Source organism: Streptomyces sp. NPDC049915, from assembly GCF_040656475.1.
Classification (GTDB): Bacteria; Actinomycetota; Actinomycetes; order Streptomycetales; family Streptomycetaceae; genus Streptomyces.
This window is the reverse complement of the sequence record NZ_JBFAMH010000003.1, coordinates 138,325-152,236: the sequence shown is the minus strand read 5'-3', so window position 1 is coordinate 152,236 and position 13,912 is coordinate 138,325. Positions and strand designations below refer to the sequence as shown.

Annotated in this window: 13 protein-coding genes; 7 read left to right on the top strand and 6 right to left on the bottom strand. The window is 72.9% G+C overall.

All coding sequences use genetic code 11. The annotated features are described in order from the left end of the window. The first annotated feature begins 232 nt into the window (after positions 1-232). The 6 genes from AB0J12_RS05485 (at position 233) to AB0J12_RS05460 (ending at position 6,251) form a co-directional block, all read left to right on the top strand. Positions 233-1,357, top strand: coding sequence for an AI-2E family transporter (locus tag AB0J12_RS05485; protein WP_363262886.1), 1,125 nt, complete (start codon positions 233-235; stop codon positions 1,355-1,357). Positions 1,358-1,553: 196 nt separating this feature from the next. Then, entirely contained in the window at positions 1,554-2,474 is a 921-nt protein-coding gene (locus AB0J12_RS05480; protein ID WP_363262885.1) for an NAD-dependent protein deacetylase, read from the top strand. Between the two features lie 162 nt (positions 2,475-2,636). After that, positions 2,637-3,731 carry a glutamate--cysteine ligase gene (locus tag AB0J12_RS05475; RefSeq protein ID WP_363262884.1) on the top strand — a complete coding sequence of 365 codons (1,095 nt, stop codon included), beginning with the start codon at positions 2,637-2,639 and terminating at the stop codon, positions 3,729-3,731. A gap of 49 nt (positions 3,732-3,780) precedes the next feature. Beyond that, a complete protein-coding gene (locus AB0J12_RS05470) occupies positions 3,781-3,915 on the top strand; it encodes a hypothetical protein (protein ID WP_363262883.1) in 135 nt (44 codons plus the stop codon). Positions 3,916-4,007: 92 nt separating this feature from the next. Next, positions 4,008-5,636: an alkaline phosphatase D family protein gene (locus AB0J12_RS05465; RefSeq protein ID WP_363262882.1), complete on the top strand. Its 1,629-nt coding sequence runs from the start codon at positions 4,008-4,010 to the stop codon at positions 5,634-5,636. 84 nt (positions 5,637-5,720) lie between these two features. After that, positions 5,721-6,251 carry a phosphatase PAP2 family protein gene (locus tag AB0J12_RS05460; protein ID WP_363262881.1) on the top strand — a complete coding sequence of 177 codons (531 nt, stop codon included), beginning with the start codon at positions 5,721-5,723 and terminating at the stop codon, positions 6,249-6,251. A gap of 144 nt (positions 6,252-6,395) precedes the next feature. Here the strand turns inward: AB0J12_RS05460 and AB0J12_RS05455 are convergent, their stop codons facing one another. From AB0J12_RS05455 to AB0J12_RS05440, 4 genes are all read right to left on the bottom strand, one after another. Beyond that, the gene (locus AB0J12_RS05455; RefSeq protein WP_363262880.1) at positions 6,396-6,938 is read right to left on the bottom strand and encodes a DUF3618 domain-containing protein; all 543 of its coding nucleotides are present in this window, start codon (positions 6,936-6,938) and stop codon (positions 6,396-6,398) included. Beyond that, positions 6,935-7,306, bottom strand: a complete 372-nt coding sequence (locus AB0J12_RS05450; RefSeq protein ID WP_361624062.1) for a phage holin family protein — start codon at positions 7,304-7,306, stop codon at positions 6,935-6,937. Before AB0J12_RS05450 ends, AB0J12_RS05455 begins: the two co-directional genes overlap by 4 nt. Before the next feature lie 161 nt (positions 7,307-7,467). After that, entirely contained in the window at positions 7,468-9,033 is a 1,566-nt protein-coding gene (locus AB0J12_RS05445) for an NAD(P)/FAD-dependent oxidoreductase (RefSeq protein WP_363262879.1), read from the bottom strand. A gap of 197 nt (positions 9,034-9,230) precedes the next feature. Continuing rightward, positions 9,231-10,373 carry a winged helix DNA-binding domain-containing protein gene (locus tag AB0J12_RS05440; protein WP_363262878.1) on the bottom strand — a complete coding sequence of 381 codons (1,143 nt, stop codon included), beginning with the start codon at positions 10,371-10,373 and terminating at the stop codon, positions 9,231-9,233. 136 nt (positions 10,374-10,509) lie between these two features. Between AB0J12_RS05440 and dnaN the strand changes: the two genes are divergently transcribed. Then, entirely contained in the window at positions 10,510-11,649 is a 1,140-nt protein-coding gene (dnaN, locus tag AB0J12_RS05435) for a DNA polymerase III subunit beta (protein WP_363262877.1), read from the top strand. 18 nt (positions 11,650-11,667) lie between these two features. On the opposite strand, the gene AB0J12_RS05430 is transcribed toward dnaN, so the two are convergent. Together AB0J12_RS05430 and AB0J12_RS05425 are read right to left on the bottom strand one after the other, a co-directional pair. Then, the gene (locus AB0J12_RS05430; protein WP_363262876.1) at positions 11,668-13,236 is read right to left on the bottom strand and encodes a prenyltransferase/squalene oxidase repeat-containing protein; all 1,569 of its coding nucleotides are present in this window, start codon (positions 13,234-13,236) and stop codon (positions 11,668-11,670) included. 68 nt (positions 13,237-13,304) lie between these two features. Further along, positions 13,305-13,790, bottom strand: coding sequence for an NUDIX domain-containing protein (locus AB0J12_RS05425; RefSeq protein WP_363262875.1), 486 nt, complete (start codon positions 13,788-13,790; stop codon positions 13,305-13,307). Positions 13,791-13,912: the final 122 nt, after the last annotated feature.

Below are 13,912 nucleotides of genomic sequence, written 5' to 3'. Positions count from 1 at the left end.
CCTGCGCGGTCTGCGCGGCTGCGGACGCCGTGCGCGGCCACGGTCTGCGGTACCCGGAGTGCCCCACCGAGCGGGTGCCTCCTACGGCGTTGCAGTCCGCTCCCCGCCCCGATCGTGCTTACGGTGCTCTGCAGGTGACCGGGCTCGCGGTGAACGAGAGGCATGCGGCGTGGTGGCGGAATCGGGTCGCGGGACGGCCGGCGAGGGGCGCGGGGGTCGCACGGGCGGCCGTGTGGCCTTGGGCAGCCGCCCCGCGCACTCGGTACGGCTCCCGGCGCGACGCCGCACGGTCGGCGCAGCCGCTCCCGCGGCCGACCACACCGGTCCCTGGCTGCGCGCCGCCGCGGCCCACGCCTGGCGGCTGATCCTCGTCGGCATCGTCGTCTACGGCGTCTTCGCCGTTCTGGGCCGGTTCCAGATCATCGCCGTCGCCCTGTTCCTCGCCCTGGTCATCACAGCGGTGCTGCGTCCGGCCACCGACCTGCTCGACCGCCTGCTGCCCCGCCCACTGGCCGTGGCCCTCGCGCTGGCCGGCAGCATCGTCGTGCTGCTCGGACTGCTCGCCCTGGTGGGGGACGCAGTGGTGAACGAGTCCTCGAAACTGGCCGACGAGTTCCGCGACGGCGTGCACCGGATCGAAGTGTGGCTGCAGCGCCCTCCGTTCCGGCTGAGCCACAGCAAACTGTCCGACTTTCAGGACGAGATCGTCCACTACCTGTCCACACACCGGGCGGGGCTTCTCAGCAGCGCCCTCAGTGGCATCAGCCGCGCCGTGGAGCTCGTCACCGGGGGCGCGCTCGCGCTCTTCGCCTCGGTCTTCTTCCTCCACTCCGGTGAACGGCTGTGGACCTGGTCGCGCGACGAGGTGGTGCCGGGCCGCGCGCGATCGGCGTGGGACCGGGCGGGCCGGGCGGCCTGGCGGGCGTTCGCGGGGTACACGCGGGGCATCATCATCGTGGCCTCCACCAACGCCGTACTCGTCGGGATCGCCCTGCTGGTCCTGGAGGTGCCGCTGGCGTTGCCGCTCGCGCTGCTGGAATTCTTCGCCGCCTTCGTACCGCTGGTCGGCTCGCCGTTCGCGCTGGGCGTGGCCACGGTGGTGGCGCTGGCCGGACGGGGCCCGGTCATCGCGCTGGTCGTGCTGGCGCTCATCGTGATCGTCGGGCAGCTGGAAGGGCACGTCCTGCATCCCCTGGTGATGAGCTGGGCGGTCCGCCTGCACCCACTCGTCGTGGCCCTGTCGGTCCTCGCGGGCGGCACCGTGGCGGGCGTGATCGGCGCGGTCGTGGCGGTGCCCTTCGTCTCGGTCGCCTGGGCGGTGTTCCGGGCGCTGCGGCCGGGGCCTCCCGCACACTGACCAAGGCGCGCGACCGCTCGCCGTGAGGGCGGGGCACGCGGCCGCACGCCGTGAGGGCGGGGCACGCGGCCGCACGCCGTGGGGACGGGGCGCGCCGGTGGATGCCCTCGGCGAGTAGCGCGCCCGCTCGATGCGGTGCCGAGGGTCCGGATCGGCGAGAAGCACCGAAGGCAGCCGGTTTCCGTACCCTTGCGGCATGCGCATGCGCCCGACACTGAGCTGGACCCCGCCCCAGGACCTGCCGCCAGGCACCACCGATCTCCAGCCGGTCGCCGAGGCGCTGGGCACCGGCGGTGTGCTGGTGCTCAGCGGAGCGGGCATCTCCACCGAGTCGGGCATCCCCGACTACCGGGGCGAAGGCGGCAGCCTGAGCCGGCACACGCCGATGACCTACCAGGACTTCACCGCCAGTGCTCACGCCCGGCGCCGGTACTGGGCGCGCAGCCACCTCGGCTGGCGCACCTTCGGCCGTGCCCGCCCCAACGCCGGGCACCGGGCCATCGCCGCGTTCGCACGGCACGGCCTGCTGTCCGGCGTGATCACGCAGAACGTCGACGGGCTGCACCAGGCCGCCGGCAGCGACGGTGTCGTCGAACTCCACGGCAGCCTGGACCGCGTGGTCTGCCTGTCCTGCGGCGCCTTCAGCCCCCGCCGTGAACTCGCCCGGCGGCTGGAGGAGGCCAATTCGGGGTTCGAGCCGGTGGCCGCCGGCATCAACCCCGACGGTGACGCCGACCTCACCGACGCCCAGGTCGGGGACTTCCAGGTGGTGCCCTGCACGATCTGCGGCGGCATCCTCAAGCCCGACGTGGTGTTCTTCGGCGAGAACGTCCCGCCCCGGCGGGTCGAGCACTGCCGCACGCTGGTCGACGGGGCGGCCTCACTGCTGGTCCTCGGCTCCTCACTCACCGTGATGTCAGGGCTGCGTTTCGTCCGCCAGGCCGCCCAGGCCGGCAAACCCGTACTGATCGTCAACCGCGACCCCACCCGCGGCGACCCGCACGCCGTCACCCGCGTCGCCCTCCCCCTGGGACAGGCCCTCACCACGGTCGTACGCCGGCTGGACATCCCGGTCGAGCGTGACGCGGCAGCCGGATTGCAGTCACCCATCGCGTGACGTGATGGTCTTTTTCGGACAGGGCACCACGTTTGGGACGACGAGGGCAAGGCACTCTTCAGCCACGGCCCCACGCGGTCGGCACGTATCAGGAACGATCGGTGTCGGGGACCGGGACATCGCACTGCCGCGAGGCGGTGCCGGGCGGTTGGGGTACGACTGATGACAACCGTCGGTGTGGAAGAGGAGTACTTTCTGGTCGACGCGGCCACGGGACGGCTGAGTGCGTACGGCGAGAAAGTACGGGCGGCGGCCGGTCTCGAGCAGTTCGTGGCCGCCGGCGAGATCCAGCTCGAGCTTCTTCAGGCGCAGGTCGAGATCGCCACTCCGGTCTGTCACTCGCTGGAGGAGGCCGGCGGGCACCTGTTGCGACTGCGGCACGCCGTGGTGGAGGCGGCCGAGAGGTTCGGCTGCCGCATCCTCGCCAGCGGCACCTCCCCGATGGTGCACGACGCTCCCGTGCAGGTCACGGACAAGGCCCGCTACAAGGCCATGCTGCGCCAGGCGCCGCAGCTCGTGGCCGAGCAGATGGTCAACGGCATGCACGTGCATGTGGCCGTGCCGAGTCGGCAGATGGGCGTGGAGGTACTGAACCGTATACGGCCGTGGCTCCCGACACTGACCGCCATGGGAGCGAACTCGCCCTTGTGGGACGGCGACGACACCGGGTTCGCCAGTTGGCGCACCCTCGTCTTCGACCGGTGGCCGGTCAGCGGCATCCCGCCGTACTTCGCGGACGACGCGGACTACGATCTGCGGGCCCAGCGCCTGCTCGCCACCGGTGTGATCGCGGACCGCGGGCAGTTGTACTGGCAGGGCAGGCTGTGCGAGCGCTACCCCACGGTCGAGATCCGCTGCGTGGACGTCCAGCCGCGCACGGATGACGCCGTGCTCTTCGCCGGCCTGGTGCGCGGCCTCGCCCTGACGGCCATGCGCGAGGCCTCGGAAGGCCGCACGGCGCCGACGCCGCCCGCCGAGCTGCTGAAGGCGGCGATGTGGCAGGCCGCGCGGCACGGGCTGAGCCAGGAACTGATCGACCCCGAGGGCAGGCGCTGCCGCGCCGGTGACGTGGTGTACCAGCTCCTGGAGCATGTCGAGCCGGCGCTGGCGGAAGCCGGTGACGCACGCCAGGTCACCGCACTCGTCCACCGTCTGCTGCAGCAGGGGACGGGAGCGGACCGGCAGCGTATGGCGTGGGCGCGCGGCGGACTGCCCGCGGTGATGGACATGCTCGCCGAGGCGACCGTGCTGCCGTGACGTCGCCGCGGCCGGACGTGGGTGATCGGACACAGGATCGGAGCGGGTCATGGACCAGGTGGGCGACAAGCCGGAGGAGGTGCGCAAGCACCTCGAAGAGGAACAGGCCGAGGCCGGGAAGAAGCAGCCGTCCGAGGACGCCGAACGCGAGAACAAGCATTCGACGGAAGAGAACGGGCAGTAGAGCCACCGGTGAAGGGACCGTCCGCCGCCGCGCCCTGTACGGTTCAACGGTCGTCGTTTCAACCGTAGGTGCGACACAGGAGGTCCGTCGCCTTGGTCGAACTGTGTCTGGGGCCGCTGCTGAGGTACGCCGACAGCTCGTGCGCGACGGTGTGGGTGGAGACGAGCCGTCCGTGCGTCGCGGAGGTGCGCTGTTCGAACGGCGCGGGCGGCACGGCACCGACCTTCCAGGTCGCCGGGCATCACTACGCGCTCGTCACGGTGACCGGTCTCGAACCGGGTACCGCACCGTCCTACGAGGTGTTTCTGGACGACACCCCGGTGTGGCCGCTGCCCGACTCCGGGCTCCCGGCCTCCGTCATCCGGGTGCGTGCCCCCGACGACCCCGTCCGGATCACCTTCGGATCGTGCCGCTGGGCCGCTCCCCCGGCCGACGGCAAGGACCCCGTCGGTGCCGACGCCCTCGACTCGCTGGCCGGGCGGCTGGCGTCCGACCCGGACGCGCAACGCCCCGACGTCCTGCTTCTGCTCGGGGACCAGGTGTACGCCGACGAGACCAGCGAGGCGACGCGGGGCTGGCTGGCCACCCGCCGCGATCTCCAGGAGCCGCCGGGCAGTCAGGTGGCGGACTACGAGGAGTACTGCCGCCTCTACCACGAATCCTGGCTCGATCCGGAGATCCGCTGGCTGCTGTCCACCGTCCCCAGCTTCATGATCTTCGACGATCACGACATCGTCGACGACTGGAACACCTCCGCCGCGTGGCTCGCCGACATGCGCACCACGAACTGGTGGCAGCAACGGCTGCTGAGCGGACTGATGTCCTACTGGGTGCACCAGCACCTGGGCAACCTCTCCCCCGCCGAGCTGGCCGACGACCCCACGTATGCCGCCGTGCGCGCCACGCCGGACGGCACGGACGCGGTGCGCGCCCTCGCCGAGAAGGCGGATGCCGACCCGGCCTCGGTCCGCTTCAGTTACCGGCGCGACGTCGGACGGGTCCGGGTGGCGATGGTGGACTCCCGGGCGGCGCGGGTTCTCCAGGAGGACCGCCGCTCCATGCTGGACCCGGGTACGGCCGACTGGCTGCGCGAGCAGGTGCTGGCCGACGTGGGAGCGTACGATCATCTGCTGATCGGCACCTCGCTGCCCTGGCTGCTTCCGCATCTCGTGCACGACGCCGAGGCCTGGGACGCGGCGCTGTGCGCCGGGGAGCGCGGACAGCGCTGGGCCCGCTTCGGTGAACGCCTGCGCCGGGCGGCCGACTTGGAGCACTGGGCCGCCTTCCCCCGCTCGTTCGCCGACCTCGCCGACCTGATCGCCGAGGTCGGCTCCCGGCCCGACGCGCCCGCCACGGTGTGCGTGCTGTCCGGGGATGTGCACCACGCTTACGTCGCGCAGGCCTCGTGGCGGTCCGACGGCCCCAGCCTCCCCGTCGTCCAGCTCACCTGCTCCCCGGTGCACAACTCCGTTCCCCTGTCGATGCGGCTCGGATTCCGCTTCGGGTGGAGTGCGCCGGCGCGTCTTCTGGGGCAGGTCCTCGAGCGCCACGGCCGGTGCTCCCGGCCGCCGGTGAGGTGGCGCAAGAAGGGCGGGCCGTGGTTCGGGAACCAGCTCATGACGCTGACGATGCGGGGACGCGCGGCCCGGCTGCGTCTGGAGCGCACCGGGGCCGACACGTCACTGCGGACGGTGGACGTCCGCTCCCTCACCTCCGGCTGAGGCCGGCGCGACGACCAGGGGCAAACGGGCTGCTTGCCCTGCCCGGCTGTGGGATACCTGCTGTCCATGGACACGCTACGAGGCTTGCGTCGAGTCGATGGTGAGTTGACGCGGCAGGCGGCCTGGCGCGTTCCGCCGCCGCTGGGCAAGGTGCTGTCGGGAGTCGAGGAGATCGCGGAGAGCACCAAGCTGTGGTGCGGAGCCGGCGTGGTGATGGCCTCGGTCGGGGGCCGGCGTGGCCGGAGGGCGGCTGCCGCCGGGCTGGGGGCTGTGGTGGTGGCGCAGCTCGTGTCGAACGGGCTGTGCAAGCAGGTGGCCGATCGTCCTCGCCCGCCGCGGGAGTGGTTTCCCCATGACGAGGTCGACGACCGGCCCGACTCCTCGTCCTTCCCGTCCGGGCACACCGCGGCCGCGGTCGCCTTCTGCGCTGCCGTGGCACCCACCTGGCCGGTCGCGGGCCTGCTGTGCGCCGTACCGGCCATCGCGGTGGCGCTCGAGCGCGTACAGTCCGGCGCGCACTATCCCAGCGACGTCGCGGCCGGCTCGCTGATCGGTCTGGCCGGCGCGTGGCTCGTCGGGCGCAGTCCCCGCCTGCTCGTGCGCCGGCTGCTGTGAGGACGGCGTGCGGCGACGCCGTACGCCGATCGGGCCGGAGGGCCGGCTGCACGGGTGCAGCCGGCCCTCCGTTGTCCGGGTGTCAGCCGGGGCAGGTGCCGGTCGGAACGGCGAGGGCGGACCGGCGCGGTCGACCGCCGCCGCTCACCGCTTCCGGCGGCACAGCAGCCAGATCCCGGTCGCCGCGGCGGCCGCCAGCAGCAGCCCGCGGTTGTCCCGGACTAGCTGCCCGCCTCGGGCCGCCCCGGTCCGCACCGGCTCCGGCGCCTTGTCCTGCCACAGCCGACCGGCCCGGGCCGCTGTACCGCGAGCCTGGTCGGCGGCCTGGGCGGCCTTGTCCTTGACGGGGTCGGGCAGCTTGTCCTGCACCCGGGCGGCCGCCTCGGCGGCTTTGGCCTTCACCTCGCCGGCCTTGAGCGCCGCCTGCTCCTTCACTTGTTCGGCCTTGAGCGCCGCCTGCTCCTTCACCTGTTCGGCCTTGAGCGCCGCCTGCTCCTTCAGCTCGCCGGCCTTCGCGGTGGTCTGCTCCTTGACCTCGGCGGCCTTCTCCTGGGCGCGTGCCTTGACGTCCGTCTTGGCCGCCAGTGCCTCCACGGTCTCTCCGAGCTGCCGGCGGGTCTGCTCCACCTGTTCGTGCAGTTCCTCGGGGCCGGCGGCGGTCGGCTCGTCGTGCGGGGGCTGGGTCATCGGTGGGCACTCTCCTTGATCTCGGCCACATCGGCCTTGACGTTCTCGATGGTCTGCTGTGGCGTCGGGGGTGCGGCCCGGTCGACCTGCTTCTTCCCGGTGAGCGCCATCACCGCGGCGATCACCCCCAGACAGGCGGTGACGATGAGGGCTGCGGCCCACACCGGCAGCGGCACCGCCAGGGCGGCGATCGCGGTGGCCACCAAGGCCTGCAGCATCAGGAACCCGACGAGGCCGGCTCCGCCGAACAGCCCGCCGCCCTTGCCGTACCGCTTGCCCTTCTCCTTCATTTCCGCCTGCGCCAGGCGTAGCTCGCCGCGTACCAGCTCGGTCAGCTGCTGCGAGGCCCGCTGCACCAGCTCGGCCACCGGCTCACCACCCGACGTGTGCGGCCCGGGGCCGGCAGGGGGTTGCGTACTCGGCACGACGATCACCTCCCGTCTCTCGCTTCGTCTGCCGCCGGGCGGTGCCTTGGCACCGCCCGGTGCGCGCGCGAGTACCCGCATCGGACCGGTTCAGCGCCGCCGTCTCATTCCCCGAGGACGGCCATCGCGGCGTTGTGGCCGGGGATGCCGCTCACACCGCCGCCGCGCACGGCTCCGGCGCCGCACAGCAGGACGTTGGGGCAGGCGGTCTCCACGCCCCAGCGTCCCGTCTCCTCGGTCGCGTGCGGGAAGGCCAGCGGGCGGTGGAAGATGTTGCCGCCGGGCAGCCGCAGCTCCCCCTCCAGGTCGAGCGGTGTCTTGGCCTCGACGCAGGGGCGGCCCTCCTCGTCGAGCGCGAGGCAGTCGGCGATGGGCTCGTCGAGCACCGAGTCCAGCTCGGCCAGGGCCGCCTTGGTGAGAGCGTCGCGGGCGCCCTCGTTGTCCTCGACGAACAGCCTCGCCGGGACGTGCAGCCCGAACATCGTCAGGGTGTGGTGGCCCTGCGCGGCCAGTTCGGGGCCGAGGATGGTCGGATCGGTCAGCGAGTGGCAGTAGATCTCCGACGGCGGCGCGGACGGCAGCCGGCCTGCGGCGGCCTCCCGGTAGGCGCGCGCCAGCTGGTCGTAGCTCTCGGAGATGTGGAAGGTGCCGGCGAACGCGTCCTTCGGATCGACGGCGGTGTCCCGCAACCGGGGCAGGCGGCGCAGCAGCATGTTGACCTTGAGCTGGGCCCCTTCGGCGGGTTCGCCGACGGTGTCGCCGAGCATCGCGGCCAGAGCCTCGGGCGAGGCGTTCACCAGGACCTTGCGGGCGCCGACGGTGGCCTCGCCGGACCCGTCGTCGTACGTGACCGAGCTGAGCCGCTCGTCGGGGTCGATCCGGACGACCTCGTGGCCGGTGACGAGCTCGGCTCCCGCTTCCCGGGCCACCCGGGCCAGCTCTCCGGTGAGGGCGCCCATGCCGCCGACCGGCACGTCCCAGTCGCCGGTCCCGCCGCCGATGACGTGGTAGAGGAAGCAGACGTTCTGGGCCAGCCCGGGATCGTGCGCGTCGGCGAACGTGCCGATGAGCCCGTCGGTGAGGACGACGCCGCGCACCACGTCGTCCTGGAAGCGGTCCTCGATGGCCACACCGAGGGGCTCCTCGAACAGCATCCGCCAGGCCGCGTCGTCGCCGATGCGGGCCCGCAGCTCCTTCCGAGTGGGCAGCGGCTCGGTGAGGGTGGGGAACACGCGCTGCGCGACTCGCGCGGTCATGCCGTAGAAGTCCCGCCAGGCGGTGTACTCGGCGTCGGAGCCGGTGAACTCCCGGAAGGCGGCCCGGGTCCGCTCCTCGCCGCCGCCGACCAGCAGGCCGGTGGCCCGCCCGTCACGGACGGCCGGGGTGTACGACGAGATGGACCGCTTGCGCACCTGGAAGCGCAGCCCGAGCTCGCTGACGATCTTCGCGGGGAGGAGGGACACGAGGTAGGAGTAGCGCGACAGCCGCGCGTCGACCCCGGCGAAGGCGCGGGTCGACACCGCCGCGCCGCCCGTGGTGCCGAGCCGCTCCAGCAGGAGCACGGAGCGCCCGGCGCGGGCCAGATAGGCGGCGGCGACCAGTCCGTTGTGGCCACCGCCGACGATGACGACGTCGTAGACGTCCTGGGAGATCCGGGGGTTGCGAGACATGTCTCTTGCTAGCACGCGGGGAGTGCGTTGTCACCGGCGCTTGCTGTCGTCCGCTCCCCCGGCGGTGCCGTCCTGGCGGCTGTGGACCGACGGCTGCTCCGCGGGCCTGCGCGAGCGGGGCTGAGCGATGTCATGCGGGAGATGGACGAGGAGTGGAACCGCTGTGTGCCGACGGGCCGCGCCTCGAAGTTCCGGCGCTACGCCCTGACCATGCGGGTCTCGACGCCGGGGAAGCCCTTCTCCCACCAGTGACCGTAGTACCGGTAGACCGCGGGATCGCGCGGCGCGAGCAGTGCGGACAGCTTCTCCGCCTCCTCGGTCAGACCGCGCCAGGCGGTCCTGCTCAGCCGGTGGAACGCGGTCAGCTCCAGCCCGTCGCCATGTGTACGCCACACTCCGGCGACCTGCCCGTCGACGAGCAGGCACGGGAGGGTGTCGCCGTTGCGCCGGGCGATCAGCGGCCGGTACTCCTCGGGGACGAGCCGTCCGGGGCCGGCGTGGGCCAGCAGCACGCTGTCCCACATCGGCAGCAGTCGTGGCGGCGCCGGGGTGTCCTCGGCCGGCACGGGGGCGGCGTCCGCCACGTCGAACAGGGGGGCGCGGCCCGGGCCTGCCAGGCGGACAAGCTGGTCATCGAGCTCGTGCACCGCCTGCGTGATCACCGCGCGGGTGAGCAGGGTGAAGCGGGCGAAGTCCCCCGCCGATGCGGGGCCGAACGCCCGTAGGTAGGCGAGCAGCAGCCGCCGCACGCCCGCGGCCGCCTCCTGCGGTCCGGGGTCGAATGCGGCCGGGGCCGCGCGATAGGCGTTGCGCTGCATGAACGACCAGGGACCACCGGTCGGCGCGTGGTGTACCGGCGCGAAGGTGCGCAGCGCCCACCACACGCGGTGCGCGTGCTCGCCGAACCGTGCGGTGACCTCTTCCCGCACCTCTGCGCCGGTGCGGGGGTGCGCCAGGAAGCGGGCGAGCTCGGGCAGCAGTGCGTCGGCGTCGGCGGGGGTCAGCCCCGTCGTGGTGAAACGGCGGTCGTACAGCCGGGCCGACCGCAGCGTGCCCAGCATGGCCGCGCGGAAGGGCGCGTAGTCCTCGGCGTGCACGGCGTGCAGCGTGATCCGCATCAGGGTCGCCTTCACGATCCGGCCGTCCGCGAACGCGGCGTCGAGGTCTTCGGGCGCGAAGTCCCGCACGCGGTTCCACAGCGCCAGGTACGGCGATGCGGGTGCCTGCGCCTGGAGAGCGCAGACCCGGCGGACCGCCTCGACGACGTCGAGGGACCGGCGTTCGAGCAGGAACTGACGGTCCAGGGTCGCCAAGGCGAGTTGCCGCGCGGTGAGTTTCACCCTGGGATTGTGCCGTGCCGGCCGGCGGCGCCGCTGCCCGCACCCCCGAAGCGGTGCTGCTTCGGCCCCGGGCGTTGTCAGTGGCGGCGTATAGCGTGCGCGATCAACTGGTGTCGGGTGACGGGGAGTAGGACAGATGCGGTTCCGGATCGAACGCGACGTTCTCATGGAGGCCGTGACCTGGGGGGCCAAGTCGCTGCCCACCCGGTCGCCGGTGCCCGTGCTGGGCGGCCTGATGCTCGACGCGGGGCAAGGGCGGCTGCGTATCTCGGGGTTCGACTACGAGGCGTCGGCGAAGATCGAGGTTCCGGCGGAGACGGCGGACGCGGGGCAGGTGCTCGTGCTGGGGCGCAGACTCCTGGACATCTGCCGGGTGCTGCCCGACGCGGTGGTGGCGTGCTCGGTGGAGGGCACGCGTTTCACCGTCGAGGCCGGCGGTACGCGTTTCGGTCTGTCGACCCTGCCCAGGGAGGAGTACCCGGCCCTCCCCGGGCTTCCCCCGTCACGCGGAACGGTGGATGCGGCCTGCTTCGCCGCGGCGGTCGCACAGGTGGCGATCGCCGCGGGCCGTGACGAGTCGCTGCCCGTGCTCACCGGGATCCAGATGCGGCTGGACGGCGGGTACATGACGCTGGCCGCGTCGGACCGCTACCGGTACGCGGTGCGCACCGTGTCGTGGAAGCCGGAGACGGCGGACACGGACGTGGCGGAGATCGTGGTGCCCGGTCGCAGACTGGCCGAGATCTCCCGTTCGCTGGCCAAGGCGGGGATCATCCGGATCGGGCTGAGCGGCCCCGGCGACTCGGGGGCCGGGCTGATCGCTTTCGAGGGTGACGGCATGCACACGACGGTGCGGCTCCTCGACGGACGACTGCCGCGCTACGACACGTTGTTCGCCCTGGACGGTCCTGCGGTGGCCGTCACCGACCGGGAGGCGCTCGCCGAGGCCGTCCGCCGTGTCTCGGTCGTGGCCGAGCCGAACAGCCCCGTCCGGCTGGAATTCTCCGCCCGGGGGACCGTCCTGCTGCAGGCCGGCTACGCGGACGATGTCGCCTCACAGCAGGTCGCCGCCACGCTCGGCGGCGCCGATGAACTGGCCGTCGCCTTCAACCCCGCGTATCTGCTGGAGGCCCTTCAGTCCTTCGACGCGTCGCAGGTGCGCTTCGAACTCCTCGGTTCCGGCCGGCGGACACTGCTCAGCGCCGCACCGCAGGCGGAGGGGGCCGACGGCGAGGACCACCGGCACCTGCTGATGTCGGTGCGGCAGCTGAGCTGAGAGGCGCAGACGGCCGGTCTACGGTCGCGGTCGTCGCGCCGTGCCCGCGGCCGTGGGCGCTGTGGCGTGGGCCAGGGCGAGCAGGACGAAGACGTCCGCCAGGACCGGTACGTCGAACAGCAGGGGCCGGGGGCCCGCCTGGTCGGGGCGGCTGCGGTAGCCGCCGTCGGGCTGTTGCCGGGCGACGAGGTGGGCGAGCGCACGGTCGCGTGCGGTGCGGTGCCCGGGCAGGCTGCTGAGGGCGATGACGGCGTAGGCCGTGGTGATCGGGTCACTGCTGTCGCCGCGGGTGTGGCCCCAGCCGCCGTCCGGGTGCTGAGTGGCGGCCAGGTGGCGCAGCGCCCGCTCGGCCGCCTCCGTGAAGGCGGGCGTCTCGGGGTCGTCCGGCTCCGTGCAGCGCAGCGCGAGCACCGCGCGGAAGATCGCGTTCGTGGCGCTGCGGCTCCAGCTGCGCTCGAACGTGCCGTCGGCCTGCTGATGCGCCGCGACGTGGCGGACGGCCGCACGGACTGCTTCCCCGTGACCGGGGTTGGGGGCCAGCGCGGTGGCCGCGGCCGCCGTCATGGCGATCTCGGAGCAGGTGCCGCGGGCGAAGGTGGGGAAGCCTCCGTCGGGGTTGCGGACGTCGAGCAGGTACGCCTCCGCCGCGCCGATGGCGGCCCGGTGGCGCTCGGGCGCCGCCCGGCGCAGGAACTCCAGTGCGTAGCAGGTGTCGTCGACGTCGCTCTGCCGGACACCGGGGTGGAAGCCGAAGCCGCCGTCCGCGTTGCGGCGGACGGCCAGGGCGTCGGCCATGGCGGCCACTTCGGCGGCGGTCGGCTCGAGGCGGCACAGGGCGAGCCCTGCGACCGCGGTGGCGAAGAGGTCCAAGCCGTCGACGAAGGGGACGCCGCCGTCCGGACGCAGCCGGCCGGCGACGTGCTTGAGGGTGTCACGCAGGGCGGCGCGGTGACGTGGGCAATGGCGCAGGGCGAGCAGCGCGAGCAGCTGTGCGAAGTTGTTGCGTTCCCAGGCAGGGCCTGGTTGCAGCGCCGGCAGCAGGGCGTGCCAGTCGGCGTCGTTCACCATGGTGGTGCGGTGGGTGCCGTAGGCGGTGAGCACCTTCAACGCCGTCATCTCCATGTGCAGCCAGCTCTGCTGGCCCGTGGCGTCGTACGCCTCCCAGGGCGCGGCGGGGTACTCGGTCGCGCCGAGTGCGGCGAGGAGCGTCTGGAACATCAACTGCTTGCGGCCGGCGGTGAAGTGGTCGAAGGCGCCGAGTCCGTCGCGCAGTGCTCCTTCCGCGTCGCAGTGCCGGCCGAGGGCGGCGTGGGCGACAGCGCGCTGCAGTGCGTCCGGCGGGTCGCTGTGCAGGGTTGTGCGCAGGAAGGCGGTGAGGCGGCGGGCCGCTTCCGGTTCGGCGTGTTCCGCGTTGAGCAGGGCGAGCGTGAGCGCGGATTCCAGGGCCCTGCTCGCGCAGGGGGCGGGCAGCAGGCCGTCCGGGCCGACGGCGGCGACGACCCGCCGGGCCAGCCGGTTCCGGCAGCGGGTGACGGCGGCGTGGAGGTGCGTGGGCGTCGTGCCCGTGGGCGTCGGAGATGCAGTCACGGTGTCTTTCTCGCGTCGGGCGGGTGGGGATAGCGGGTGGGAGCGGGTGCGTGCGGCGTGGCTCTGGGTCAGCCGAACAGACGGGTCAGGACGCGGTGCCCCTCGGGGACGAAGGGACTCGGCATCCGCGCGAGCAGCCGGTGCGGCGGGACGAAGAAGTGCTCGGCGATCTCCCGCGGGTCCACGCGCAGTGCGGTCGGGATCTCGGCCAGATGCACGGTGAGCCAGCAGTCACCGACGGGAGACGCGCACCGGACGTGCAGCACCTGGCGCGGTGCGGCTCGGACGCCCAGCTCCTCGTGCAGTTCGCGGACGGCTGCCTCCCGGTAGCTCTCCCCGGCTCGGGGGCAGCCGCCGACGAGGATGTCGTGGTGGGCCGGGTAGACCGCGGCTTCCGCGGATCTGCGGTAGACCAGGAGACGTCCCGCGGGGCCCACGCACACGGTCGCGGCGACCCGGTAGCACAGGCCCTGAGCTGCGGCGCCACCGCGAGGGCCGCACGCCACGGGGCGGTCGTCCGCATCCACGTAGTCCACGGTTTCCAGTGCCGTCACGCCGGTGTCCTCAGCTGCCGATGCCCGTTCCGCCTGCGGATACTACTGCAGGTGATGACAGGGATTCGCAGGGTAATATGCCGGCCTGCCGCCGCGGTGCCGTCGTACGGGTGCCGCCGTAT

Bases quoted from the DNA above. Each gene is read 5' to 3' on its own strand.
- AB0J12_RS05480 (WP_363262885.1), top strand. From the start codon at position 1,554: ATGCGCATGCGCCCGACACTGAGCTGGACCCCGCCCCAGGACCTGCCG.
- AB0J12_RS05475 (WP_363262884.1), top strand. From the start codon at position 2,637: ATGACAACCGTCGGTGTGGAAGAGGAGTACTTTCTGGTCGACGCGGCC.
- AB0J12_RS05470 (WP_363262883.1), top strand. From the start codon at position 3,781: ATGGACCAGGTGGGCGACAAGCCGGAGGAGGTGCGCAAGCACCTCGAA.
- AB0J12_RS05455 (WP_363262880.1), bottom strand. From the start codon at position 6,938: ATGACCCAGCCCCCGCACGACGAGCCGACCGCCGCCGGCCCCGAGGAA.
- AB0J12_RS05445 (WP_363262879.1), bottom strand. From the start codon at position 9,033: ATGTCTCGCAACCCCCGGATCTCCCAGGACGTCTACGACGTCGTCATC.
- dnaN (WP_363262877.1), top strand. From the start codon at position 10,510: ATGCGGTTCCGGATCGAACGCGACGTTCTCATGGAGGCCGTGACCTGG.